Genomic DNA, 23309 nt, shown 5'->3' with positions numbered 1-23309 from the left:
CAGAAGGGGAGATGAGTAGGTACGCGGATGGGCCGCGACCTGCGCAGACGGGAAAGTGGAGGCCACGGAGGGGAAGCCGGCGCCGGTACCGCCGACACGGGGCGGCGGAACGGTACGGCCTCCCCGACGTGGCAGGGGGAGCCACGGGGGAAGCGGGGCTCCACGGGGGAGCCACGGGGGAATGGGGCTCCACGCTCCACGGGGGAGCACGGGGGACGCCGAGGCAACTCGGCGGCACGGGGGAAGCCGGGGAAACCCGGTGGAACGGGGGAAGCACGGGGGACGCGCTGTCCTGGTCGGATCGAAGGGGGAACGATCCGTGCCAGGGCAGCGCGTTTTTTTCGTGCCCGAGCGCCTGAGGTGAGGGCGCCCGGCGGCGTTGTCAGTGGTCGCCGATAAAGTCACGGACATGGCACGGATTGCGGTGATCGGCGCCGGGACGGGCGCGATGGCGGCCGCCGCCCGGCTGGCCGTCGCGGGCCACCGGGTGGCGGTGTGGGAGCGCGGCGAGACCCATGGCGGCTCACTGCGGCGGTTCGAGCGCGCCGGTTTCGGCTTCGACACCGGTCCCGGGCTGCTGCACCTCCCGGCCGTGCAGCGGGACCTGTTCGTCAAGACCGGCCGCGAGCCGCTGGAGAGCGTGGTCGGCCTGGTCCAGGTCGACCCGGCGAGCCGGCACGTCTTCGCGGACGGCACGGAGGTCCTCCTGCCGAACGCCTCGCGGGCCGGCGTCACCGAGGCGCTGGACCGGGCGCTCGGCGCGGGCGCGGGCGAGCGCTGGAGCGCGCTGCTGGGCCGCGCCCGGGAAGCCTGGGACCGGACCCGTCGGCCGCTGCTGGAGGAGCCGCTGTGGCCCGACTGGCGGGTGCTGGGCCGCGAGCCGTATCCGGCCGTCGGCCACAAGGGCCTGCTCAAGCGGCGCCCGGCGCGCACCCTCGCCGAGGTCGCGGCCCTGGAGCTCAAGGACCCGCGGCTGGTGGCGCTGCTGGAGAGCCACGCGCTGGCGTACGGCTTCGACCCGCGCACCGCCCCCGCGAGCGCCACGGTCCTGCCGTACATGGAGCAGACCTTCGGCTCGTGGTACATCGGCGGCGGGCTGCGCGCGCTGGCCACGGCACTGTACGAGCGCTGCCTGGCCAGGAAGGTGGAGTTCACCTTCGGTGCCGAGGTGCGGCGGCTGGTCGTCAAGGACGGCCGGGCGGCCGGGGTGGAGCTGGCCGACGGGCGGGTGGCGGACGCCGACGTGGTGGTCGCGGGCGTCGACCCGTGGACGCTGGCCGGGCTGACCGGCGACTCCCCCGGCGCGGCCGGGAAAGTCCGCAGCGCGGACGACGTGCTGCCGCCGGCGGCGCCGCCGAGCGGGCGGTTCAGCGTGCTGCTGGCGCTGCGCGGCGCCCGGGAGACGGGCGCCGCGCACCGTACGGTCGTGCACGCCGCGGACCGGGAGGCGGAGCTGACCGGCGTCTTCGGGGGCGGCGGGCTGCCGCAGGCGCCCACGGTGACGGTGCTGCGCCCCGACGACCCGGCGCAGCGGCCCGACGAGGACCACGAGGCGGTGACGCTGACGGTGACCGTCCCGGCGCACGCGGAGGGCGGCGCGGAGGGCGTCGACTGGACGGCGGACGGCGTGGCCGAGGCGTTCGCCGACCGGATGGTCGCGGCGGCCGCCGCGGCGGTGCCGGGCCTGCGGGACCGCGTCCTGTGGCGGGAGATACGGACACCGGCGGACACCGCCGCCGACACGGGCGCGCGGGGTGGCGCGGTGCCCGGCCCCGCGCTGGCCGGGCTGGACGGCCAGGCCCTGCGCCCGGCCAACCGCACGCGGATACCGGGCCTCTACACGGCCGGCGGCTGGTCCCACCCGGGCGGCGGCCTGGCCCATGCGGGCATGTCCGGCGCGCTGGTAGCGGGCCTCGTCGTCAACGGCGACGACTGGCGCGGCTCCCAGTAGCGGGACGGGCCGACGCGGCCCCCGCGACCGCTCCGGCCCCGCCCGGACCACTGCGGCCCCGCCCGGACAGCCGCGCCGCCTCGGACCGGCGCTCAGCACCGGTCCCGAGTACCGGCGCTCAGTACCGGTACTGCTGCTCGTCGTACCCCTGCTGCTGGTGCGGGTAGCCGTAGCCCTGGTGCTCCGGCTGGTATTCGGGCTGGTGCGGGGGCTGTTCGGGCGGGAGGTCGCCGCCTCCGCGCTGCTGGGGGACCCAGACGCCGCCGGGCGGGGTCTCCGGGACCGCGCCGTAGTACTGGTCGTAGCCCCCGCCGTACTGCTGCGGGACCTGGCCGCCGTGGCCGTAGGGGTCCTGCCCGCCGTAGGGGTCGGCGGGCGGGTAGGGACCGGCCTGTGCGTAGGGGTCGTACGGCGCGCCGTACGGGTCCTGGCCCGCGTACGGATCGGTGTATCCGGCCGGGCCGCCGCCGTGCCCGTCGCCGTAACCGCCGTAGGGGTCGGCGGCGTAGCCGTCGTGGGCTGCGGCGGGCTCGTAGTAGCCGCCGTAGGGGTCCTGCGGGTCCTGTCCGGCCCGGGCATCGGTGCTGTAGATGCCGTACTGGCCGGTCTCGTCGGGCAGCGGCTGCGGGGCGTAGACCGGGGCGACCTGCGTGGCGTCCGCGCCGTACGGGTCGGCGTAGGCGTCCGGGCGGGCGTCGTAGGCGTCCGTGTACGAGGCCGCGACGGCGTCGGGCGAGTAGCCGGCGGGACCGGCGTACCCGGTCTGCGCGCCGTACTCGTCGGCGTCCTGACGGCCGTCGGCGCCCTGGCCGTGGCCGTCACCGGCCTCCTGCGGGCCGTACTCGTCGTCGTCCGGGAAGGGGCCGGCCGCGGGGCCGGCGGCCTCCGGGGTCGGTTCCGCGGCGGCCCGGCCGCCCGAGCGCCGCCCCCTGCGGCTCACCCGGGGCCGGCCGGCCTCGAGCGCCCAGCCCATCGTGAAGCCGCGCCGGAAGGACAGCGTGACGTAGGTCTGGCCCACCGCGAAGGTGATCGCGCCGACCGCGATGACCACGATGGACGGCAGGACCACGCCGATGACGACGCCGAGGAAGCCGAAGAACGCCAGCAGCCGCCAGCGCAGCCGGGCCTTGTACTGCAGCAGCACCTCGCCCAGCAGCCAGAGCGCCACGATGCCGAACGCGAGGTAGAGGATCGTCCAGCCCATGTACGCCCCTGTTTCCGCCGCTGTGGGCCACCGTGGTCAGGTCTGCTGGTGCAGACCCAGATTCTCGTAGATTTCCAGCGTCGCCGTGGAGTGGTTCAGGGTAATGAAGTGCAACCCCGGAATGCCCTCGGCGGTCAAGCGTGCACACAGCTCCGTGGCGTACTCGATACCAATGGAGCGTACCGCCGCGGGATCGTCCTTGACGGCCAGGATCCGTTCCGCCAGTTCGGGCGGGAAGGCCGCGTTGCTGAGCTGCGCGAACCGCTCGATCTGCCGGACGTTCGTGACCGGCATGATCTCCGGGATGATCGGCGTTTCGCAACCGGCGGCGGCCACCCGGTCACGAAGGCGCAGATAGTCCTCCGCGTAGAAGAACATCTGGGTGATCGCGAAGTCGGCGCCCGCACGGCACTTGTCCACGAAGTGCCGGATGTCGGTGTCCCAGTCGGTGGAGCGCGGGTGCATCTCGGGGAAGGCCGCGACGCCCACGCAGAAGTCGCCGGACTCCTTGATCAGCCGGACCAGATCGGCGGCGTACGCGATGCCCTCGGGGTGGCGCACCCACTCGCCCAGCGGGTCGCCGGGCGGGTCGCCGCGCAGCGCCAGCATGTTGCGGATGCCGGCGTCGGCGTACTGGCCGATGATGTTGCGCAGGTCCGCGATGGAGTGGTTGACCGCGGTCAGGTGCGCGACCGGGGTGAGCGTGGTGTCCGTGGCGATCCGCTCGGTCGCCCGGACGGTGCCCTCACGGGAGGTGCCGCCGGCGCCGTAGGTCACCGACACGAAGGTCGGGGCGACGGCCTCGATCCGGCGGATGGCGTTCCACAGGGTCCGCTCGCCCTTCTCGGTCTTCGGGGCGGCGAACTCGAACGAATAGGACCGCTTGCCGGAGGCGAGCAGTTCACGCACCGTACGTGCGCGGTCAGTCCTGGTGGAAGCTGTACCTAGGGCCATACCGGCAGGTTAACCACCGGCCAGGCAGGCCCCCAACCACGTGCGGCACTATGGACCGGTTTGCCGGGTTCCTGTTCACCAGTCGGACACTTCACGTCAGACCGCTGCTCATCGGCCCGGGGCGCCATGGCGCTCCGTGCGCCCGGCGTCACGCTTCGTACGCGCGGATCCGCTTCGCCAGCTCGGCCGCCGCCGCGGCCGGGTCCGCGGCCTCAGTGAGCGCGCGCACCACCACGACCCGGCGGGCGCCCGCCGCCAGCACCTCGTCCAGATTGCCCGCGTCGATCCCGCCGATCGCGAACCAGGGACGGTCGGGGCGCTGTGCCGCGGCGTACCGCACGAGGTCCAGGCCCGGGGCGTGCCGCCCGGGCTTGGTGGGCGTGGGCCAGCAGGGGCCGGTGCAGAAATAGTCCACGCCCGGCTCGGCGAGGGCGGCGTCCACCTCCGCCTCGGCGTGCGTGGACCGGCCTATCAGGACGTCCTCGCCGAGGATGGCGCGCGCCGCGGGGACCGGCAGGTCGCCCTGTCCGAGATGGAGCACGTCGGAGCCGATGGCGTGCGCCACGTCCGCCCGGTCGTTGACCGCGAGGAGCTTGCCGTGCCGCCGGCAGGCGTCCGCGAAGACCTCCAGGTGGGCCAGCTCCTCGCCGGCCTCCATGCCCTTGTCGCGCAGCTGCACGATGTCCACGCCCGAGGAGAGCACCGCGTCCAGGAACCGCGGCAGGTCGCCCTGCTCCTTGCGGGCTCCCGTGCACAGGTAGAGGCGGGCGTCGGACAGGGCCTGTCGTGCGGTGCTCATCGGGTCTTCCCCCCAGACGGGGCGTACGGACCGGGCCGGCCGGTCCGTACGCCCTTCGGTTGCGGCGGTGGTGGCGGGTGTGTCAGACGGCGAGCGCCTGTGCCCGGCGCTTCACCTCCGTGCCGCGATTCTCGCGCAGCGCCTGCGCGGGCGTCCCCGGCAGGGTCTCATCCGCGGTGAACAGCCACTCCAGCATCTCTTCGTCGGTGAAGCCGTCGTCCCTGAGGAGCGTGAGCGTCCCCACCAGGCCCTTGACGACCTTGCCTTCCTTGATGAACTCGGCCGGCACATGGAGGGCCCTGTTCTCACCGCGGCGCACCGCGATCAGCTGGCCCTCTTTGACCAGCTGCCGGACTCGTGTCACCTCGACACCGAATTCCTCGGCGATGTCGGGGAGGGTGAGCCAGGCGGAAACCAGTCCATCGATCTTTGCGTCAATCTCGGTCACACCCCCAAGCGTGCCATCCCCCACTGACAGTCGGTAGCCGGGCATCGCCATCGGTGCACACCACCGGCCACAGCCGGCGGCCGCGCCGCCGCTAATGCACCTGCGCCGCAGCCGATTTCAGCGGTACCGAGGCGTCCGCCGCGGCCGCCCGGTCCACCAGCGCGCCCCGCTCGATGAGCTTGCGCCCCTGCGCCAGGTCGCGCGGCCGCCCCACGGCCAGCAGCGCCACCAGCGCGCCGTCCCGCAGCCACAGCGCCGTCCAGGCCGCGCTCGCCGGGTCGCCGCGCCAGATCAGCTCGTCGGCGACCTGGTGGTACCCGGCGCACTGCACGAACCGACCGAACTGCTCCGACCAGAAATAGGGCACCGGGTCGTACACCGTGCCCTCCACCTCGCACCGGGCGATGTTCGAGGCGACCGTGCGCGGCCCCTGAAGGGCGTTGTCCCAGTGGTGCACCAGGAGCCGGCGGCCGTAGCGCGCGGACGGGAAGGAGGCGCAGTCGCCGACCGCGTACACATCGGGCACCGAGGTGCGCAGCCGCTCGTCGGCCCGCACGGAGCGGTCCTCACCCAGCTCGACACCGGAGCCGGCCAGCCAGTCCGTGGCGCAGCGCGAGCCGATGCCGATCACCACGGCGTCCGCGGGCAGCGACGTGCCGTCGGCGAGCAGGACGGCGCCCTCCTGCACGGCGGCGACGCGGGTACCCGTACGCAGCGTGGCGCCCGCGTCCGCGTACCAGCGGGCCATGTGGGCGGCGACCTCTTCGGGCAGCGCGCCGGCCAGCGGGCGGTCGGCGGCCTCCACGACGGTGACCTCGCAGCCGGTCTCGCGGGCCGCGGTGGCGAACTCCGCGCCGATCCAGCCCGCGCCGACCACCACGATGCGCCGCTGCGCGGCCAGTACCGGGCGCAGCCGCTGGGCGTCGTCCAGGGTGCGCAGCACGTGCACACCCGGTACGCCCTCGCTGCCCGGGAGGGCCATCGCCTCCGCGCCTGTGGCGATGACCAGCCGGTCATAGGGCACCGGCCCCGCGTCGGTCAGCACTTCGTGGGCGTCGGCGGCGAGTCCGGTGACACTCCTGCCGAGCACCAGCTCGATCCCGAGGGAGGCGAAGTCGACGTCGAAGGCCGAGCCGTCCGCCTTGCCGAGCAGCACTGCCTTGGAGAGCGGCGGCCGGTCGTAGGGCGGGTGCGGTTCGGCGCCGAGCAGGGTGATCGTGCCGCGCCAGCCCTGTTCGCGCAGGGCAACGGCGGTCTGCACGCCCGCCATCCCCGCGCCGGCGATGACGACGCGGCGGGAGCGGTCGGGGGTCCGCGAGTACTCGCTCTGCTGGCTCACTCGATCACTCTAGGACGCGCCCCCTGGCCGGACTCAGCACCGCGCGACGAGATCTCTGACACAGGGTCACCCTCCGGCCCCGCAGAGCACCCTTACCGTGCGTCGGCCACGCGTACTACTCTGACGGCACTTGTACTCGCGGGAGCCCGGACGCACCGGGCTGAGAGGGAGGCTGCGGCGGCCTCCGACCGTACGAACCTGATCCGGGTCATGCCGGCGAAGGGAGGGGCTGGAAGCTCATGCATCCACCTGCACGTATACCGGCGGAGACAGCTGCCGGGCGGCCCGACGTGGTGATCGTCGGGGGCGGCCTGATGGGACTTGTGACGGCCTGGCGGGCGGCCCAGCGGGGCCTGCGCACCACAGTCGTGGACCCGGAGCCGGGCGGCGGCGCCGCGCGGGTCGCGGCCGGCATGCTGGCCGCCGTCACCGAGCTGCACTACGGCGAGGAAACGCTCCTGGGGCTGAATCTCGACTCCGCGGCGCGCTATCCGGCGTTCGCCGCCGAGCTGGCCGAGGCGAGCGGCCAGGACCTGGGACACCGGCGGTGCGGCACGCTCGCCGTGGCCCTGGACGCCGACGACCGCGCCCATCTGCGGGAGCTGCACGCGCTGCAGCGCCGCTGCGGGCTGGACTCGGAGTGGCTGACCGGCCGCGAGTGCCGGAAGCTCGAACCGATGCTCGCGCCGGGCGTGCGCGGCGGGCTCCGGGTGGACGGTGACCACCAGATCGACCCGAGGCGGCTCGCCACGGCCCTGCTGACGGCCTGTGAGCGGGCCGGGGTGGCGTTCGTACGGGAGCGGGCCGGGCGGCTGACGGTCACCGGGGACCGGGCCACCGGCGTCGAGCTGGCGGACGGCACGGCGCTGCCGGCCGGGCAGGTCGTGCTGGCGGCGGGCAGCTTCAGCGGGCGGCTGGCCGGGGTGCCCGAGCACGTACGGCCGCCGGTCCGGCCGGTCAAGGGCCAGGTGCTGCGGCTGCGGATCCCTGCCGCGTACGGCCCCTTCCTGTCCCGCACCGTGCGTGCCGTGGTGCGCGGCGGCCCGCTCTACCTGGTGCCGCGCGAGAACGGGGACATGGTCGTCGGCGCCACCAGTGAGGAGCTGGGCTGGGACACCACGGTGACCGCGGGCGGCGTCTACGAGCTGCTGCGCGACGCGCACGAGCTGGTGCCGGGCATCACCGAGCTGCCGCTGACCGAGACGATCGCCGGGCTGCGCCCGGGGACGCCGGACAACGCACCGCTTCTCGGGCCCAGCGCACTGCCCGGCCTCTTGATGGCCACCGGCCACTTCCGCAACGGTGTGCTGCTCACCCCGGTCACCGGCGACGTCATGGCCCACGCGCTGACCACCGGCGCGCTGCCCGAGGAGGCGCGGCCCTTCACGCCGCTGCGCTTCGGGCCCGCGGCCACCCCTCCCCCCGCCCCGGCGCCGCAGCGCGCCGCACTCCAGGAGCAGACCGCATGACCGCCTCGAAGGCACCCGGCCCCGCGTCCGGGGCCGTCCCCGCCGCCCCGACAGCCACTCCGACAGCCGTCCCGGCAGCCGCCCCGGTGACCGTCTCCGTGAACGGCGAGCCGCGCGAGATCCCCGGCGGCCTGCCGCTCGACCGGCTGGTGGCCACGCTGACCACCGCTTCCAGCGGGGTCGCCGCCGCCGTCAACGAAGAGGTCGTTCCGCGCAGCCAGTGGGCGGCGACCCCGCTCGGCAACGGGGACCGCGTCGAAGTTCTCACCGCAGTCCAGGGAGGCTGATCCGTACAGATGGCCGATACGTACACCATCGAGGAGACCGCCGCCCCGGAGGCGGCGCCCGGCGCGGCACCCGAAGCCGATCCGCTGGTCATCGCCGGTACGGCCTTCCGGTCCCGGCTGATCATGGGGACCGGCGGCGCGCCGAGCCTGGACATCATGGAGCGCGCGCTGCTGGCCTCCGGTACGGAGCTGACCACCGTGGCGATGCGGCGGCTGGACCCGACCGTGCAGGGCTCGGTGCTCTCCGTACTGAACAGGCACGGCATCCGTACGCTGCCGAACACCGCGGGCTGCTACACGGCCGGTGAGGCCGTGCTCACGGCCCGGCTGGCCCGTGAGGCGCTCGGCACGGACTGGGTGAAGCTGGAGGTCGTCGCCGACGAGCGGACCCTGCTGCCGGACCCGGTGGAGCTGCTGGACGCGGCCGAGACGCTGGTCGACGACGGGTTCACGGTCCTGCCGTACACCAACGACGACCCGGTGCTCGCGCGGAAGCTGGAGGACGTGGGCTGTGCGGCGATCATGCCGCTGGGCTCCCCCATCGGCTCCGGACTCGGCATCCGCAACCCGCACAACTTCCAGCTGATCACCGAGCGGGCCGGGGTGCCGGTCGTCCTGGACGCCGGGGCGGGCACGGCCTCGGACGCCGCGCTGGCCATGGAGCTGGGCTGTGCCGCCGTGATGCTGGCCTCGGCCGTCACCAGGGCGCAGGAGCCGGTGCTGATGGCGCACGCCATGCGGCACGCGGTCGAGGCGGGCCGGCTGGCGTACCGGGCGGGCCGCATCCCGCGCCGCCACTTCGCCGAGGCGTCCTCGCCCGCGGCCGGAATGGCCGAGCTGGACCCGGAGCGGCCCGCCTTCTGAGGCATCTCCGCCAGGGGCGCCGGAAGGTCCGCCACCGGCGCCTTGTACCGCCCCGTCGGTCACCGTTCGGCTGCAGTCCGGCCCGTACGGTGCAGAGGGCATGAGGGCGGTGGACAGCTGCTCGTAGACTCGTCTGCCGTGGATACCACCCTTCAGGACCCCCTGGTCGGACAGCTGCTCGACGGCCGCTACCGCGTCCAGGCGCGCATCGCCGCCGGCGGGATGGCGACGGTCTACCGCGCCGTCGACACCCGGCTGGACCGTGTGCTCGCCCTGAAGGTGATGCACCCCTCACTGGCAGCGGACGCCACCTTCGTCGAGCGCTTCATCCGGGAGGCGAAGTCGGTGGCCCGGCTGTCGCACCCGAACGTGGTCGGCGTGTTCGACCAGGGCGCCGACGGCACGTACGTGTACCTCGCCATGGAGTACGTCGCGGGCTGCACCCTCCGGGACGTGCTGCGCGAGCGCGGCGCCCTGCAGCCGCGCGCCGCGCTGGACATCCTGGAGCCGATCCTGGCGGCGCTGGGCTCGGCGCACCGGGCGGGCATGGTGCACCGCGACATGAAGCCGGAGAACGTACTGATCGGGGACGACGGCCGGGTCAAGGTCGCCGACTTCGGCCTGGTCCGCGCGGTCGACACCAATACGACCGCCACCACCGGCACGGTGCTGGGCACCGTCTCGTACCTGGCGCCCGAGCAGATCGAGGACGGCAGCGCGGACACCCGCGCGGACGTCTACGCCTGTGGCGTGGCGCTGTACGAGATGCTCACCGGCAGCAAGCCGCACAGCGGCGGCACCCCCGCCCAGGTGCTCTACCAGCACCTCCACGAGGACGTGCCGGCGCCGTCCGCGCTCGTACCGGGGCTGCCGCCCGAGCTGGACGACCTGGTCGTCGAGGCCACCGCGCGCAACCCCGAGGTGCGCCCGCAGGACGCCGTCACGCTGCTCGCGCTGGCCCGCAACGCCCGCGCGGCGCTCACGGACGAGCAGCTGGACGCGGTGCCGCCGCAGGCGCGGGCCGCGACCGGCCCGGCCGGCGCCGAGGACCGTACGAGCGTGATCCAGCGCGCGGCGGCCGTGCAGCTCTCGCTGCCGCCCGAGGTGGCCGACGCCACCGCCGACGACGCGGCGGGGCACACCAGCCGGCTGGAGGTGCCGGTGGCGCCCGCGGGCGGCGCACGGCGCACGGAGACCGCTCGGGCGCCGCGCCGCAGGACCCTCTTCGTCGTCCTCGCGCTGCTGGCCGCGCTGCTCGTGGGGACCGGCGTCTGGTACGTCACCACCGGCCAGTTCACGACCGTGCCGGCGGTACTGGACATGACGCAGGCCAAGGCCGAGCGGACGCTGCACGGCGCGGGCCTGGACGTGAAGGTGCGGCGGGCGTACAGCTCCACCGTGGAGCGCGGCCACGTGATCTCCACCGACCCGGAGAACGGGCACCGCATCCGGGGCACCGGCACGGTCACCCTCACGCTCTCCAAGGGCCCGGACATCGTCGCCGTGCCCGACCTGTCCGGCACCCCGGTCGCCGACGCCCGGCGCAAGCTGCGCGACCAGGGGCTGACCCCGGGGACCGAGCGCAAGGCGTTCAGCGACGAGGTGGCCAAGGGCTCGGTGATCCGTACGGACCCGGACGCCGGGGCGAAGCGGCGGCCCGGTACGGCGATCGCGCTGACCGTCAGCCGGGGCAGCGCGATCGACGTACCGGACGTGGTCGGCGACGACCGGTCGGACGCGGCGGCGGAGCTGCGGGAGGAGGGCTTCCACGTGAAGTTCGCCGCGGACCCGGTGTACTCGGAGGAGGACAAGGGCGCGATCGCACGGCAGTCCCCGGGGGCGGGCGAGAAGCTGGGCAAGGGGGACACGGTGACGCTCACGCTCTCCAAGGGGCCGCAGATGGTCGAGGTGCCGGACGTCGAGGGCCAGAAGGTGGACGACGCGAAGCAGGCACTGACCGCCGCGGGCTTCGAGGTCGAGGTGAAGAAGCCGTTCTTCTTCCCGACGGACACGGTCGACAGCCAGTCCGTCGACGCCGGCGACACCGCTCCGAAGGGCAGCACGATCACGATCACGCTGGAGAGCAAGCTGTGAGGCGTACCTGACAGCCGGGGACGCCCGGCCGCCTGGCACCCTTGAAGGTGTGAGCACTTCCCCGCAGCGCGCCCGTGAGCGCAATCCGATCGGCGGCCACATCCCCGTGGCCGGCGGTCTCGCCAAGGTCGGCATCCCGTACGCCCAGGAGATCGGCGGCGAGTCCGTCCAGGTCTTCGTCGCCAACCCGCGTGGCTGGGCCACCCCGCCCGGCAATCCGATGCAGGACGAGGCGTTCCGCGCGGCCTGCGCGGAGCGTGCCATCCCGGCGTACGTGCACGCGCCGTACCTGATCAACTTCGGCTCCCACAACCCGGTGACGGTCGAGAAGTCGGTGGAGTCGCTGCGGCACTCGCTGCGGCGCGGCCGGGACATCGGGGCGCTCGGCGTGGTCGTGCACACCGGCTCGGCGACCGGCGGGCGGGAGCGCGCCACGGCGCTGGCGCAGGTACGGGAGTACCTGCTGCCGCTGCTGGACGAGCTCACCCACGACGACGACCCGTGGCTGCTGCTGGAGTCGACGGCCGGGCAGGGCGCCTCGCTGTGCTCGCTGGCCGAGGACCTCGGGCCGTACCTGGACGCGCTGGACCGGCACCCGCGTGCGGGGCTCTGCCTGGACACCTGCCACGCGTTCGCGGCCGGGCACGACATGGCGGCGCCCGGCGGCACGAAGGCGCTGCTGGACGAGCTGGTGGACGTCGCGGGCGAGGGCCGCCTGAAGCTGATCCACGCCAACGACTCCAAGGACGTGGCCGGCGCGCACAAGGACCGCCACGAGAACATCGGTTCCGGCCACATCGGCGCCGAGCCGTTCCGCGAGCTGTTCCGGCACCCGGCGACCGCGGGCGTGCCGCTGGTGATCGAGACGCCGGGCGGCAAGGAGGGCCACGCGGCGGACGTGGCGCGCCTGAAGGAGCTGCGGGACGCCTGAGACACGTCCAGGGAGGTCTCGAGGATCTTGAGGAATACTCACGCACCCCACGCACCGGCCGGCTGGGCGATGGCCGCGCAGGCGACCCTGCACTGCCTCACCGGCTGCGCCATCGGCGAGGTCCTCGGCATGGTGATCGGCACGGCGCTGGGCTGGCACAACGTGCCGACGATGATCCTCGCCATCGCCCTCGCGTTCCTCTTCGGCTACTCGCTCACGCTGCGCGGCGTCCTGAAGGCCGGGCTGGACCTCCGGGCCGCCGTGAAGGTCGCGCTGGCCGCCGACACCCTCTCGATCGCCGTCATGGAGCTCATCGACAACGGCGTGATCGCACTCGTCCCGGGCGCGATGGACGCGCACCTGTCGGAGTGGCTGTTCTGGGGGACGCTGGCGTTCTCCCTCGCCCTGGCGTTCGTCGTCACCACGCCCGTGAACCGGTGGATGATCGGACGCGGCAAGGGGCATGCCGTGGTGCACCAGTACCACTGAGGCCGCCGGCGCCCCCGAAGGCCGTACGGCTCAGAGCTCCGGGCCGTCGCCCGGCCCCTCCTGGTACGAGTAGCGCTGCTCCTGCCACGGGTCCCCGAGGTTGTGGTAGCCGCGCTCCTCCCAGAAGCCGCGGCGGTCCGCCGTCATGTACTCGATGCCGCGCACCCACTTCGGGCCCTTCCAGGCATAGAGGTGCGGCACGATGAGCCGTACGGGGAAGCCGTGCTCCGCGGTGAGCAGTTCGCCGTCCCGGTGGCTGGCGAACAGGCTGCGCTCCCCGGCGAAGTCCTCCAGGGGCATGTTCGAGCTGAATCCGTACTCGGCCCAGACCATCACATGGGTGACATCGGGGGCCGGCGGCGCCAGGTCGAGCACCGTACGCGTCAACACCCCGCCCCATTCGGCACCCAGCATGCTGAACTTCGTCACGCAGTGCATGTCGGCGACGACGGTGGCATACGGCAGCGAGGTGAATTCCTCGTGCGTCCAGCAGTGCTTGTCACCGTCGGCCGTGGCGCCGAACACCCGGAATTCCCAGCGCTCGGGGCGGAACTTGGGAACGGGTCCGTAGTGCGTGACCGGCCATCCGCGCTGCAGACGCTGCCCCGGAGGCAGCTGAGGAGGCTCCTCTTCGCGGCTATCCGGCTGACCCATGCCTCCATGGTGTCAGACCGGGAGGGGTGCTGATGACCAGGGCGGGACCGATTCGGGCAACTCCCACTAAGCGTGCACTTACTGGACGCTCCGCGCGCCCCGGTGCAAGGATGCCCGGCACCTGTTCAGTCGACGTGTGAAGGAGCCCCGCAGTCATGCAGGGAGACCCCGAGGTCATCGAGTTCCTCAACGAGCAGCTGACCGCCGAGCTGACCGCGATCAATCAGTACTTCCTGCACGCCAAGATGCAGGAGAACAACGGCTGGCCCAAGCTCGCCAAGTACACCCGGTCCGAGTCGTTCGACGAGATGAAGCACGCGGAGATCCTGACCGACCGGATCCTCTTCCTGGAGGGCCTGCCCAACTACCAGCGGCTCTTCCACGTCCGCATCGGCCAGACGGTCACCGAGATGTTCCAGGCGGACCGGCAGATCGAGGCCGAGGCCATCGACCGGCTGCGGCGCGGCATCGAGGTCATGCGCAACAAGGGCGACATCACGTCGGCCAATATTTTCGAGAGCATCCTCGCCGACGAGGAGCACCACATCGACTATCTCGATACCCAGCTGGAGCTGGTGGAGAAGCTCGGGGAGCCGCTGTACATCGCGCAGCTCGTCGAACAGCCGAGCTGACGGGCCGCGGGAGCGCTCAGGCGGCTTCGGGGTACCGGGCGGGCGGCTCGACGATCTCGGTCGCGACCGGCTCGGTGACGGACGTCCCGGCGACGGCGGGCTCCGCCGGATCGGCGGCCAGCGGTGTCGCGTCCCCCTGATCGATCAGCGCGCGGCGGGGGCAGCTGCCCCGGCCCAGCAGGGCCTGTATGCGGCGTACGCAGCCGCCGCAGTCAGTGCCGGCCTTGCAGGCGGAGGCGATCTGGCGCGGCGTGCAGGCGCCCGTGCCCGCGTGCGCACGCACCTGCTCCTCGGTGATGCCGAAGCACGAGCAGACGTACACGCGGTTCACCCCCGTACCTTTCCCGTAGCTTCGGATGATCTTGAGTGAGGTTACCCTTACCTTACCCGCCTCGGCGGGCGCTTAACAACGCAGTGGGGCGCGGATCACAGAATCCGCGCCCCACCTTGCGTCTACGCGCCCGTCTACTGGTCCCGGTACATCTCCGCGACCAGGAATGCCAGGTCCAGCGACTGGCTGCGGTTCAGCCGGGGGTCGCAGGCCGTCTCGTACCGCTGGTGCAGGTCGTCGACGAAGATCTCGTCGCCGCCGCCCACGCACTCCGTGACGTCGTCACCGGTCAGCTCGACGTGGATGCCGCCCGGGTGCGTGCCGAGCGCCTTGTGGACCTCGAAGAAGCCCTTGACCTCGTCCAGCACGTCGTCGAAGCGCCGCGTCTTGTGGCCGGAAGCCGCCTCGTAGGTGTTGCCGTGCATCGGGTCGGTGATCCACGCGACCTGCGCGCCCGAGGCCGTGACCTTCTCCACCAGCGTGGGGAGCTTGTCGCGGATCTTGTCCGCTCCCATGCGGGTGATGAAGGTCAGCCGGCCCGGCTCGCGGTCCGGGTCCAGCCGCTCGATGAGCGCGAGGGCGTCCTCGGGCGTCGTCGTCGGGCCGAGCTTCACGCCGATCGGGTTGCGCACCTGGGCGGCGAACTCGATGTGCGCGTGGTCCAGCTGCCGGGTGCGCTCGCCGATCCACAGCATGTGGCCCGAGACGTCGTACAGCTTGCCGGTGCGCGAGTCCGTACGGGTCAGCGCCGTCTCGTAGTCCAGCACCAGCGCCTCGTGCGAGGCGTAGAACTCGACGGTCTTGAACTCCTCCGGGTCCACCCCGCAGGCGTTCATGAAGTTCAGCGCCCGGTCGATCTCGCGCGCCAGCGCCTCGTAGCGCTGGCCCGAGGGCGAGGACTTCACGAAGTCCTGGTTCCAGGCGTGCACCTGGCGCAGGTCGGCGTAGCCGCCGGTGGTGAAGGCGCGCACGAGGTTCAGCGTCGCGGCGGAGGCGTGGTACATCCGCTTCAGCCGCTCGGGGTCCGGGATCCGGGCCGCCTCGGTGAACTCGAAGCCGTTGACGGAGTCGCCGCGGTACGTCGGCAGCGTCACGCCGTCGCGGGTCTCGGTCGGCTTGGAGCGCGGCTTGCTGTACTGGCCGGCGATCCGGCCGACCTTGACGACGGGCACGGACCCGGCGTACGTGAGGACGGCGCCCATCTGGAGCAGCGTCTTGAGCTTGTTGCGGATGTGCTCGGCCGACACCGCGTCGAACGCCTCGGCGCAGTCGCCGCCCTGCAGCAGGAACGCCTCACCACGGGCGACGGCTCCCAGGCGCTCACGCAGCTGGTCGCACTCGCCCGCGAAGACGAGCGGCGGATAGGACTCGAGCTCCGCGATCACATCGCGCAGAGCCTCTTGGTCCGGCCAGTCAGGCTGCTGCGCCGCGGGCAGGTCTCGCCAGGTGTGGCCACCGGCGTGGGTTTCAGCGTTCACGGTCACCTCGTCAACATTACGGGGTCTTCGCAGGCGTCCAGTACGCCGACCGCAGTATGAGACAGGACCCACAGAGGAGGCCCGGCGGCGCGCCCGCCGACCCTCCGCGCCATCGGGTAGGGTGCACAGCATGTTCGCGCAGACAACCATGAACTGGTGGTGGACCGCTCTTCCGGCGGCCCACTGATTCGCGCGCACACCACAGACTTCGCGAAGGCCGCCCGAGGGGCGGCCTTCCGGCGTTTTCCGGGCCGTTCCTCTCCCCAGACCCTGTGTGAGAAGGACGAGGACCATGCACCTGCCCGAGCTGCTCGCCGATGACCGGCCCTTTGCGCTGCTGCGCCGCCGCACCCCCGGCCACGACCAGGACACGGTCGAGGTACTGATCGGCCCGGTCGCCGGGTACGACCGGCTCGCCGACCTCCCCGAGGGCCTGGCCCTGGTGCCGTTCCGGCAGATCCGCGAGCGCGGCTTCGACGTGCGCGACGACGGCACCCCGCTGGTCGCGCTGGTCCCCGAGGAGCGGTACGAGCTGCCGCTCGCCGACGCGCTGGCGCAGCTCCCGGACCACGCGGTACAGGTCGCCGGCGGCGGCTTCGACGTGAGCGACGAGGAGTACGCCGGGATCGTCGGGCGGGTGCTGGACCGGGAGATCGGCCAGGGCGAGGGCGCGAACTTCGTGATCCGGCGGACCTTCGAGGGCGAGATCCCGGGCTTCGGCCGGGCCGACGCGCTCGCGCTGTTCCGCCGGCTGCTGGCCACCGAGCGCGGCGCGTACTGGACGTTCGTCGTGCACACCGGGGAGCGGACGCTGGTCGGCGCGAGCCCCGAGGTACATGTCCGGATGAGCGGCGGCACGGTCGTGATGAACCCGATCAGTGGGACCTACCGCTACCCGGCCGGCGGCCCGACCCCCGAGGACCTGCTCGACTTCCTCGCCGACGGCAAGGAGATCGAGGAGCTCTCGATGGTCGTCGACGAGGAGCTCAAGATGATGTGCACCGTCGGCGACAAGGGCGGCGTCGTGATCGGGCCGCGCCTGAAGGAGATGGCGCACCTCGCGCACACCGAGTACGAGCTGCGCGGCCGGTCGTCGCTGGACGTGCGGGAGGTGCTGAAGGAGACGATGTTCGCGGCGACCGTGACGGGATCGCCCGTACAGAACGCGTGCCGGGTCATCGAGCGGTACGAGCCCGGCGGGCGCGGGTACTACGCGGGCGCGCTGGCGCTCATCGGCAGGGACGCGGGCGGCGCGCAGACCCTGGACTCGCCGATCCTGATCCGCACCGCCGACATCGACGCGGGCGGGCAGCTGCGGGTGTCGGTCGGGGCGACGCTGGTACGCGGCTCGGACCCGGCGAGCGAGGTCGCCGAGACGCACGCCAAGGCCGCGGGCGTGCTCACCGCGCTGGGCGTACGGGAGGCGCCGTCCCGCCGCGCCGACGCCGCGCCGCCGCGGCTGGCCGAGGACCCGCGGGTGCGGGCCGCGCTGGACGCGCGCCGGGCCGGGCTCGCGCCGTTCTGGCTGCGGATGCAGACCACCGCGCCGACCGCCGCGCTGAACGGCCACGCGCTGGTGATCGACGCCGAGGACACCTTCACCGCGATGCTGGCGCACCTGCTGCGCACCTCGGGGCTGACGGTGGAGGTGCGGCGGTACGACGAGCCGGGGCTGCGGGAGACGGCGCTCGCCCACGAAGGGCCGATCGTGCTGGGCCCGGGGCCCGGCAACCCCTCCGACGCGGCCGACCCGAAGATGCGGATGCTGCGCGCGCTGGCCGCCGAGCTGGTCCGCGAGCACCGGCACGGCCTTCTCGGCGTCTGCCTGGGCCACGAGCTGATCGCCGCGGTGCTCGGGCTGGAGATCGCCCGCAAGGACGTGCCGTTCCAGGGCGCGCAGGAGCGGATCGACTTCTTCGGGCGCGAGGAGACCGTCGGCTTCTACAACACCTTCACCGCGCGCTGCGACGAGGCGGCGGTCGCCGAACTGGCCATGCACCGCGTGGAGCTGAGCCGGGACCCGGCGAGCGGGGACGTGCACGCGCTGCGCGGGCCGGGCTTCGCCGGGGTGCAGTTCCACCCCGAGTCGGTGCTGACGCTGGACGGCGCGGCCCTCACCTCCCAGCTGCTGGCTGCCGTTCTGGTGTGAGCCGCCCCTCCGGGGTGCGCCGCCCCTCCGGGGTGACGAGGAGGTTCTCGCCCGCGCGGCCGGCCAGGTAGTCCTCGACGTTGCGGACCGTGGTGTCGAGGATCTGGCCGACCGCGTCCTCGGTGAAGTACGCCTGGTCAGCGGTGACCAGCACGTTCCCGAAGGGCATCAGGCGGGCGAGGGTGTCGTCCCGGACTCCGTCCAGGGCGACGCCGCGCAACCGTCCAGCCGTGAGCGTGCCGACGAGCGCCGCGGTGTCCACCAGGCCGTCGTGGCCGGAGTTCACCAGTACCGCGTCGTCCTTCATCGCGGCGAGCGCTGCGGCGTCGATGAGGTGCCGGGTGCTCTCCAGCAGCGGTACGTGCAGGGAGACCAGGTCGGAGCCGGCGAGCAGCTCTTCCTTGCCGACGTATGTCATGCCCAGCTCCGTGCAGGCGGGGTTCTCGACGACGTCCCAGCCGAGCAGCCGCATCCCGAAGCCGTGCGCGATCCGGGCGAAGGCGGCGCCGGTCCGGCCGGTGCCCAGCACGCCCGCGGTGCGGCCGAGCAGGTCCCGGCCCATCAGTCCGTCGAGCCGGAAGTCGGAGTCGCGGACGCGGCGGGCGGCCCGTACCAGCCGACGGTCGACCGCCAGCGCCAGGCACCAGGCGAACTCGGCGGCGGAGTGCGGCGAACAGCGGGAGACCCGGCCGATGGTCAGACCGAGGTCGGCGGCCGCGCACAGATCGATGTTGCGGTGGTCGGTGGAGCGCTGGGCGATCATCTTCGTGCCGCCGGCCGCCAGTTCCTGGAGCACCTCGGCGTTCAGGTCGGCGTTGCCGCCGACCGTGACGATCTCGTAGCCGGCCGCGATGGGGGCCGTGTCGCGGTTGAGGCAGACGTCGAGACAGCGGATCTGGTGGTGGCCGTCGAAGGCCCGCTCCAGCAGCGGCCGCTCGTCGACCTGGACACCGAATGCCAGGATTTCCACGCTTCCTCCCACCGCTCCCCGTATCGGGCGTCTTGAGGCGATGGGCCGAATATACGGCCCACCGCCCGGCGCCGCCGTACGGAACGGGCGGCGCCGCCCCTGCGCGCTACCCGAAGAAGACCCCGGCCTCGGAGTACAGCTTCGGGTCGACCGTCTTCAGCTTCGCGGTGGCCTCGCCGAGGGGCACCCGCACGATGTCCGTGCCGCGCAGCGCGACCATCGTCCCGAAGTCGCCGTCGCGCACGGCGTCGATGGCGTGCAGCCCGAAGCGGGTGGCCAGCCAGCGGTCGAAGGCGCTGGGGGTGCCGCCGCGCTGGGTGTGGCCGAGTACGGTCGTGCGCGCCTCCTTGCCCGTGCGCCGCTCGATCTCCTTGGCCAGCCACTCCCCCACCCCCGAGAGCCGGACGTGCCCGAAGGAGTCGGTGGAGTCGTCCTTCAGGACCATCTGGCCGTCCTTGGGCATGGCGCCCTCGGCGACGACCACGATCGGCGCGTACCGCACCTTGAAGCGGGACTCGACCCAGGCACAGACCTGGTCGATGTCGAAGCGCTGCTCGGGGATGAGGATGGCGTTGGCGCCGCCCGCCAGCCCGGAGTGGAGCGCGATCCAGCCCGCGTGCCGCCCCATGACCTCCACGACCAGGACCCGCATGTGCGACTCGGCGGTGGTGTGCAGCCGGTCGATGGCCTCGGTGGCGACGCCCACGGCGGTGTCGAAGCCGAAGGTGTAGTCGGTGGCCGAGAGGTCGTTGTCGATGGTCTTGGGGACGCCGACGCACGCGATGCCGTGCTCGGCCGACAGCCGCGCGGCGACGCCGAGGGTGTCCTCGCCGCCGATCGTGACCAGCGCGTCGATCTCCTGCTTGGCGAGATTCTCCCGGATCCGCCGGACGCCCTCCTCCTGCTTGAAGGGGTTGGTGCGCGAGGACCCCAGGATCGTGCCGCCGCGGGGCAGGATGCCGCGGACCGCGGGGATGTCCAGCGGTACCGTGTCGCCCTCCAGCGGCCCGCGCCAGCCGTCCCGGAAGCCCACGAACTCGTACTCGTACTCCTGGGTGCCCTTGCGCACCACCGCCCGGATGACCGCGTTCAGACCGGGGCAGTCGCCGCCACCGGTAAGCACTCCTACCCGCATCGCTTCTTCCCTTCGTCCCGTGCATGGACCGACGCGGGTCACGCTAATGGTGATCCAGGTCACCCAGGAGAGGGACGAGGGGCTGATTCCGGTGATTTTCCGGGGTGCGGGGCCGTGCCGTTCACTCGTACGAGCGGTCCGTGCCGGGGCGCTCAGGGCGTGTCGAGCCCGCGCTCTATCGCGTACCGGACCAGCTCGACGCGATTGTGCAGCTGGAGCTTGCCGAGGGTGTTCTGGACGTGGTTCTGCACCGTGCGGTGCGAGATGACCAGGCGCTCGGCGATCTGCTTGTACGAGAGGCCCTTGGCGACCAGGCGCAGCACCTCGGTCTCGCGCTCGGTGAGCCGGGGCGCGCCCGCTTCGTCCTCGGTGGCCGGGGCGGGATCGCTCGCCAGCCTGCGGTACTCCCCCAGCACCAGCCCGGCCAGGCCCGGGGTGAACACCGGGTCGCCGACGGCGGTGGAGCGCACCGCCTCGATCAGCTCCGCCGTGCTGGCGGACTTCACCAGATAGCCGGTCGCGCCGGACTTCACGGCCTCCAGGACATCCGCGTGCTCGCCGCTCGCGGACAGCACCAGGACCCGCAGCCGGGGGTTGGCGCCGACCAGCTCGCGGCAGACCTCGACGCCGGGCATCCCCGGGAGGTTGAGGTCCAGGACCAGCACGTCGGGCCCGGCGGCCTGGGCTCTGCGGATGGCCTGCGGGCCGTCGCCCGCGGTCGCGACCACGTCGAGCCCGGCCTCGGCCAGGTCCCTGGCCACCGCGTCCCGCCACATCGGATGGTCGTCGACCACCATGACCTTCACGCCCTGCGGCTCACTCATGCGCCTGCCTTCGCCCGTCGTCCGCCCTCGGGCGCCCCGCCCTTGGGAACCGTCAGCTCCACTTCCGTGCCCTGGCCGGGGACCGAGATCCACTCGGCGCGGCCGCCGAGGTCCCGCAGCCGCCCCCGGATGGAGAGCGCGGCCCCGAGCCGGCCCTCGCGCTCGGCGTCGGCGAGCCGGCCCTCGGGGATGCCCGGGCCGTCGTCCCGCACCGTCACGAGCACCGCCTCCGGCTCGTCCTCGACCAGGATCCACGCGTGGGCGCCGGCCCCCGCGTGCACCCGTACATTGTCCAACGCGGCACTGACAGCGGCGGCCAGCTCCGCCGCACGCGCCGCCGCCAGCCACACCGGGGCGCCCGGCTCGGAGAAGGTGACCCCGGCGCCCGCGTGCGGCGCGAGCAGCGCCCGCACGTCGCACGGCTCGTCGGCGAGCGCCTCCTCCCCCTCGGGCACGCAGTTGTCCCCGTACGAGGGCCCGTCCGCCTCGCCGTCCTCGTGCGGCGTGCCCGCCGTGCCCGCCGCGTCCGGAGCCGTCGCCCGCCGCTTCGCGGGCACCAGCCCGCTGGAGACCAGCGTGCGCAGCGCGACCTCCTGCTCGCCCGCCATCCTGCCCAGCTCCGCCGCCTCGCCGCCGAGCGCGGCGCCGCGCCGCTGCACCATCGCCAGCACCTGGAGCACGCTGTCGTGGATGTCGCGGGCCAGCCGCTCGCGCTCGCGGGTGGCCGCCTCGATCTGCAGGGCGCGCGCGAGCGTGCGCTCACTGGCCCTGGCGACCTCGACGACGTAACCGATCGCCACGCTCGCGACCCACACCAGCAGCACGTTGTGGACGGTGTCGCGGGCGAACTCCTGGCGCTCGACGAGGTTGGCCACCGCCACCACGGAGGAGGCGCCGGCCGCCCAGCGCCAGCCGCCCTTGATCGCGAAGCCCAGCGCCGCCCCGGCCGTCCATATCGACGGCAGCGTGGGCGCGCCGCCCACGATCCGCGCGTGGGTGTCGACGAGCGGCGTGAGCAGGATGCCGGCGACCGCGAACGCGAGGTCGCCGAAGAGGAAGCGGCGGCTGCAGCGTTCGGCGGAGGTGGTGCAGCGCCAGGTCAGCACCATCCACAGCGTGAGCACCGCCATGTACGCGGCGCCGCCCAACGGATGCGCGTACTCGGTGTAGTTGAGGGAGAAGATCACCAGGGCGTAGACCAGGGTGAGCACGCGGTACCCCGTCAGCGCCCGCCACAGCGGGAGTTCGACGGACATCCGCAGCACCCGCGGCTGCCGGGCGCGGCCCCGCGCGCCCTCCGCCGTGCCCTCCGCCGTGCGCACCGCCGTTGTGCCGGCCGTCCCCGCCGCGGCGGGTATCCGGTCCTCCGCTGTCATCTGGCCACCCCTCGCCGGACGCCTAGGCGCCGGACTTCTTCGCCGCCTTCTCCGCCTCGGCCTGCTTCTTGGCGGCCTCGGCGATCTGCCGCTTGGCGGCGGTCGCGTAGATGTCGACGTACTCCTGGCCCGACAGCTTCATGATCTCGTACATGACCTCGTCGGTGACCGACCGCAGGATGAAGCGGTCGCCCTCCATGCCGTGGTACCGGCTGAAGTCCAGCGGCTTGCCGATGCGGATGCCGGGCCGGATCATCTTCGGCACGACCTTGCCGGGCGGCTGCACCTTCTCCGTGTCGATCATCGCCACGGGGATCACCGGCGCGCCGGTGGCCAGCGTCACCCGGGCCAGGCCGCCGGGCTTGCCGCGGTAGAGCCGGCCGTCGGGCGAGCGGGTGCCCTCGGGGTAGATCCCGAACAGCTCGCCGCGCTCCAGCACCTCGATGCCGCTCTTGATCGCCGCCTCGCCGGCGCCGCGCCCGCCGGAGCGGTCCACCGGCAGCTGGCCCACGCCCTTGAAGAACGCGGCGGTCAGCTTGCCCTTGACGCCGGGCGAGGTGAAGTACTCGGCCTTGGCGATGAAGGTGACCTTCCGGTCGAGCACCGCGGGCAGGAAGAAGGAGTCCGAGAAGGACAGGTGGTTGCTCGCCAGGATCGCGGGCCCCTCGGCGGGGATGTTCTCCAGGCCCTCGACCCAGGGGCGGAACGCCAGCTTCAGCGAGTTGCCGATGGAAAACTTCATTGCGCCGTAGATCAACGCCACTCCTTCTGTGTCCGACGCAAAGACCTTAACCCGCGCGGCGGCCCGCCTCCTCACCGTGCGTGGCACCGCCGCTCCCCGTACGGCACACCCTTCCCTGCGGACCTATCCGGGCGGCTGGGCTTTGCGTACCCTGCAGTTACCAGCTTCTCGCCGCAGGCCGGCGCTCCT

General features: G+C 73.0%; 23 protein-coding genes and 1 riboswitch. Of the genes, 10 read left to right on the top strand and 13 right to left on the bottom strand.

The genetic code is table 11. The annotated features are described in order from the left end of the window. Window positions 1-409 precede the first annotated feature (409 nt). Entirely contained in the window at window positions 410-1951 is a 1542-nt protein-coding gene (locus ACZ4MH_RS20650) for a phytoene desaturase family protein (protein ID WP_467754618.1), read from the top strand. A gap of 118 nt (window positions 1952-2069) precedes the next feature. On the opposite strand, the gene ACZ4MH_RS20645 is transcribed toward ACZ4MH_RS20650, so the two are convergent. The 5 genes from ACZ4MH_RS20645 to ACZ4MH_RS20625 all read right to left on the bottom strand — a co-directional run bounded on the left by ACZ4MH_RS20645 (window position 2070) and on the right by ACZ4MH_RS20625 (window position 6626). Beyond that, window positions 2070-3155: a hypothetical protein gene (locus ACZ4MH_RS20645; RefSeq protein ID WP_351601243.1), complete on the bottom strand. Its 1086-nt coding sequence runs from the start codon at window positions 3153-3155 to the stop codon at window positions 2070-2072. Window positions 3156-3191: 36 nt separating this feature from the next. Then, complete coding sequence (metF, locus tag ACZ4MH_RS20640; protein WP_351601246.1) at window positions 3192-4109, bottom strand: methylenetetrahydrofolate reductase [NAD(P)H]; 918 nt, start codon at window positions 4107-4109, stop codon at window positions 3192-3194. A 148-nt stretch (window positions 4110-4257) separates the two neighbouring features. Beyond that, a complete protein-coding gene (thiE, locus tag ACZ4MH_RS20635; protein WP_351601249.1) occupies window positions 4258-4908 on the bottom strand; it encodes a thiamine phosphate synthase in 651 nt (216 codons plus the stop codon). 82 nt (window positions 4909-4990) lie between these two features. After that, window positions 4991-5356 (bottom strand): Rv2175c family DNA-binding protein, encoded by a 366-nt coding sequence (locus tag ACZ4MH_RS20630; RefSeq protein ID WP_351601252.1) that lies wholly within the window; start codon window positions 5354-5356, stop codon window positions 4991-4993. A 91-nt stretch (window positions 5357-5447) separates the two neighbouring features. Then, the gene (locus ACZ4MH_RS20625) at window positions 5448-6626 is read right to left on the bottom strand and encodes an NAD(P)/FAD-dependent oxidoreductase (RefSeq protein ID WP_467754635.1); all 1179 of its coding nucleotides are present in this window, start codon (window positions 6624-6626) and stop codon (window positions 5448-5450) included. Between the two features lie 197 nt (window positions 6627-6823). Further along, a riboswitch (TPP riboswitch) is annotated at window positions 6824-6937 on the top strand. On the opposite strand from ACZ4MH_RS20625, the gene thiO reads away from it, so the two are divergent. The 6 genes from thiO (at window position 6935) to ACZ4MH_RS20595 (ending at window position 12829) form a co-directional block, all read left to right on the top strand. Beyond that, complete coding sequence (thiO, locus tag ACZ4MH_RS20620) at window positions 6935-8164, top strand: glycine oxidase ThiO (RefSeq protein ID WP_351601258.1); 1230 nt, start codon at window positions 6935-6937, stop codon at window positions 8162-8164. It overlaps the preceding riboswitch by 3 nt. Continuing rightward, window positions 8161-8451 carry a sulfur carrier protein ThiS gene (gene thiS / locus ACZ4MH_RS20615; protein ID WP_467754617.1) on the top strand — a complete coding sequence of 97 codons (291 nt, stop codon included), beginning with the start codon at window positions 8161-8163 and terminating at the stop codon, window positions 8449-8451. Before thiO ends, thiS begins: the two co-directional genes overlap by 4 nt. Window positions 8452-8460: 9 nt before the next feature. Continuing rightward, window positions 8461-9315: a thiazole synthase gene (locus ACZ4MH_RS20610; RefSeq protein WP_351601262.1), complete on the top strand. Its 855-nt coding sequence runs from the start codon at window positions 8461-8463 to the stop codon at window positions 9313-9315. Between the two features lie 138 nt (window positions 9316-9453). Next, complete coding sequence (gene pknB / locus ACZ4MH_RS20605; protein ID WP_467754616.1) at window positions 9454-11409, top strand: Stk1 family PASTA domain-containing Ser/Thr kinase; 1956 nt, start codon at window positions 9454-9456, stop codon at window positions 11407-11409. Window positions 11410-11458: 49 nt separating this feature from the next. Further along, entirely contained in the window at window positions 11459-12340 is an 882-nt protein-coding gene (locus ACZ4MH_RS20600) for a deoxyribonuclease IV (RefSeq protein WP_351594028.1), read from the top strand. A 69-nt stretch (window positions 12341-12409) separates the two neighbouring features. After that, window positions 12410-12829 carry a DUF4396 domain-containing protein gene (locus tag ACZ4MH_RS20595; protein ID WP_351594116.1) on the top strand — a complete coding sequence of 140 codons (420 nt, stop codon included), beginning with the start codon at window positions 12410-12412 and terminating at the stop codon, window positions 12827-12829. Window positions 12830-12859: 30 nt separating this feature from the next. Here the strand turns inward: ACZ4MH_RS20595 and ACZ4MH_RS20590 are convergent, their stop codons facing one another. Next, window positions 12860-13483, bottom strand: coding sequence for a sulfite oxidase-like oxidoreductase (locus ACZ4MH_RS20590; RefSeq protein ID WP_351594031.1), 624 nt, complete (start codon window positions 13481-13483; stop codon window positions 12860-12862). 155 nt (window positions 13484-13638) lie between these two features. Between ACZ4MH_RS20590 and bfr the strand changes: the two genes are divergently transcribed. After that, a complete protein-coding gene (gene bfr, locus ACZ4MH_RS20585; RefSeq protein ID WP_031056839.1) occupies window positions 13639-14115 on the top strand; it encodes a bacterioferritin in 477 nt (158 codons plus the stop codon). Window positions 14116-14131: 16 nt separating this feature from the next. Here the strand turns inward: bfr and ACZ4MH_RS20580 are convergent, their stop codons facing one another. Further along, a complete protein-coding gene (locus tag ACZ4MH_RS20580) occupies window positions 14132-14446 on the bottom strand; it encodes a (2Fe-2S)-binding protein (protein WP_351594035.1) in 315 nt (104 codons plus the stop codon). Window positions 14447-14580: 134 nt separating this feature from the next. Further along, window positions 14581-15930, bottom strand: a complete 1350-nt coding sequence (locus tag ACZ4MH_RS20575) for a class II 3-deoxy-7-phosphoheptulonate synthase (protein WP_351594038.1) — start codon at window positions 15928-15930, stop codon at window positions 14581-14583. 124 nt (window positions 15931-16054) lie between these two features. On the opposite strand from ACZ4MH_RS20575, the gene ACZ4MH_RS20570 reads away from it, so the two are divergent. Both ACZ4MH_RS20570 and ACZ4MH_RS20565 read left to right on the top strand, forming a co-directional pair. Further along, on the top strand, window positions 16055-16111 hold the full coding sequence (locus tag ACZ4MH_RS20570; protein ID WP_351594118.1) for a trp operon leader peptide: 57 nt from the start codon (window positions 16055-16057) through the stop codon (window positions 16109-16111). Window positions 16112-16216: 105 nt separating this feature from the next. Then, on the top strand, window positions 16217-18073 hold the full coding sequence (locus ACZ4MH_RS20565) for an anthranilate synthase family protein (RefSeq protein WP_351594041.1): 1857 nt from the start codon (window positions 16217-16219) through the stop codon (window positions 18071-18073). Here ACZ4MH_RS20565 and ACZ4MH_RS20560 read toward each other — a convergent pair. From ACZ4MH_RS20560 to ACZ4MH_RS20540, 5 genes are all read right to left on the bottom strand, one after another. Beyond that, complete coding sequence (locus ACZ4MH_RS20560) at window positions 18039-19043, bottom strand: NAD(P)-dependent oxidoreductase (protein ID WP_351594043.1); 1005 nt, start codon at window positions 19041-19043, stop codon at window positions 18039-18041. The genes ACZ4MH_RS20565 and ACZ4MH_RS20560 overlap by 35 nt on opposite strands. 106 nt (window positions 19044-19149) lie before the next feature. Continuing rightward, on the bottom strand, window positions 19150-20178 hold the full coding sequence (locus tag ACZ4MH_RS20555; RefSeq protein ID WP_351594046.1) for a 6-phosphofructokinase: 1029 nt from the start codon (window positions 20176-20178) through the stop codon (window positions 19150-19152). A gap of 152 nt (window positions 20179-20330) precedes the next feature. Beyond that, window positions 20331-21002, bottom strand: a complete 672-nt coding sequence (locus tag ACZ4MH_RS20550) for a response regulator transcription factor (protein WP_351594049.1) — start codon at window positions 21000-21002, stop codon at window positions 20331-20333. Next, window positions 20999-22258: a MacS family sensor histidine kinase gene (gene macS, locus ACZ4MH_RS20545; protein WP_351594120.1), complete on the bottom strand. Its 1260-nt coding sequence runs from the start codon at window positions 22256-22258 to the stop codon at window positions 20999-21001. The genes ACZ4MH_RS20550 and macS overlap by 4 nt, the downstream gene beginning before the upstream one ends. 142 nt (window positions 22259-22400) lie before the next feature. Continuing rightward, window positions 22401-23120 (bottom strand): lysophospholipid acyltransferase family protein, encoded by a 720-nt coding sequence (locus ACZ4MH_RS20540; protein WP_351594123.1) that lies wholly within the window; start codon window positions 23118-23120, stop codon window positions 22401-22403. Window positions 23121-23309 lie beyond the last annotated feature (189 nt).

The organism is Streptomyces sp. NPDC026301, assembly GCF_055567935.1.
This window is presented reverse-complemented; position numbering and strand designations above follow the sequence as displayed.

Excerpts from the sequence above, each read along its gene's own strand:
- ACZ4MH_RS20650 (WP_467754618.1), top strand. The coding sequence starts at position 410 with ATGGCACGGATTGCGGTGATCGGCGCCGGGACGGGCGCGATGGCGGCC.
- ACZ4MH_RS20645 (WP_351601243.1), bottom strand. The coding sequence starts at position 3,155 with ATGGGCTGGACGATCCTCTACCTCGCGTTCGGCATCGTGGCGCTCTGG.
- metF (WP_351601246.1), bottom strand. The coding sequence starts at position 4,109 with ATGGCCCTAGGTACAGCTTCCACCAGGACTGACCGCGCACGTACGGTG.
- thiE (WP_351601249.1), bottom strand. The coding sequence starts at position 4,908 with ATGAGCACCGCACGACAGGCCCTGTCCGACGCCCGCCTCTACCTGTGC.
- ACZ4MH_RS20625 (WP_467754635.1), bottom strand. The coding sequence starts at position 6,626 with ATGGCGGGCGTGCAGACCGCCGTTGCCCTGCGCGAACAGGGCTGGCGC.
- thiO (WP_351601258.1), top strand. The coding sequence starts at position 6,935 with ATGCATCCACCTGCACGTATACCGGCGGAGACAGCTGCCGGGCGGCCC.
- thiS (WP_467754617.1), top strand. The coding sequence starts at position 8,161 with ATGACCGCCTCGAAGGCACCCGGCCCCGCGTCCGGGGCCGTCCCCGCC.
- ACZ4MH_RS20610 (WP_351601262.1), top strand. The coding sequence starts at position 8,461 with ATGGCCGATACGTACACCATCGAGGAGACCGCCGCCCCGGAGGCGGCG.
- ACZ4MH_RS20595 (WP_351594116.1), top strand. The coding sequence starts at position 12,410 with ATGGCCGCGCAGGCGACCCTGCACTGCCTCACCGGCTGCGCCATCGGC.
- ACZ4MH_RS20590 (WP_351594031.1), bottom strand. The coding sequence starts at position 13,483 with ATGGGTCAGCCGGATAGCCGCGAAGAGGAGCCTCCTCAGCTGCCTCCG.
- bfr (WP_031056839.1), top strand. The coding sequence starts at position 13,639 with ATGCAGGGAGACCCCGAGGTCATCGAGTTCCTCAACGAGCAGCTGACC.
- ACZ4MH_RS20565 (WP_351594041.1), top strand. The coding sequence starts at position 16,217 with ATGCACCTGCCCGAGCTGCTCGCCGATGACCGGCCCTTTGCGCTGCTG.
- ACZ4MH_RS20555 (WP_351594046.1), bottom strand. The coding sequence starts at position 20,178 with ATGCGGGTAGGAGTGCTTACCGGTGGCGGCGACTGCCCCGGTCTGAAC.
- ACZ4MH_RS20550 (WP_351594049.1), bottom strand. The coding sequence starts at position 21,002 with ATGAGTGAGCCGCAGGGCGTGAAGGTCATGGTGGTCGACGACCATCCG.
- macS (WP_351594120.1), bottom strand. The coding sequence starts at position 22,258 with ATGTCCGTCGAACTCCCGCTGTGGCGGGCGCTGACGGGGTACCGCGTG.
- ACZ4MH_RS20540 (WP_351594123.1), bottom strand. The coding sequence starts at position 23,120 with ATGAAGTTTTCCATCGGCAACTCGCTGAAGCTGGCGTTCCGCCCCTGG.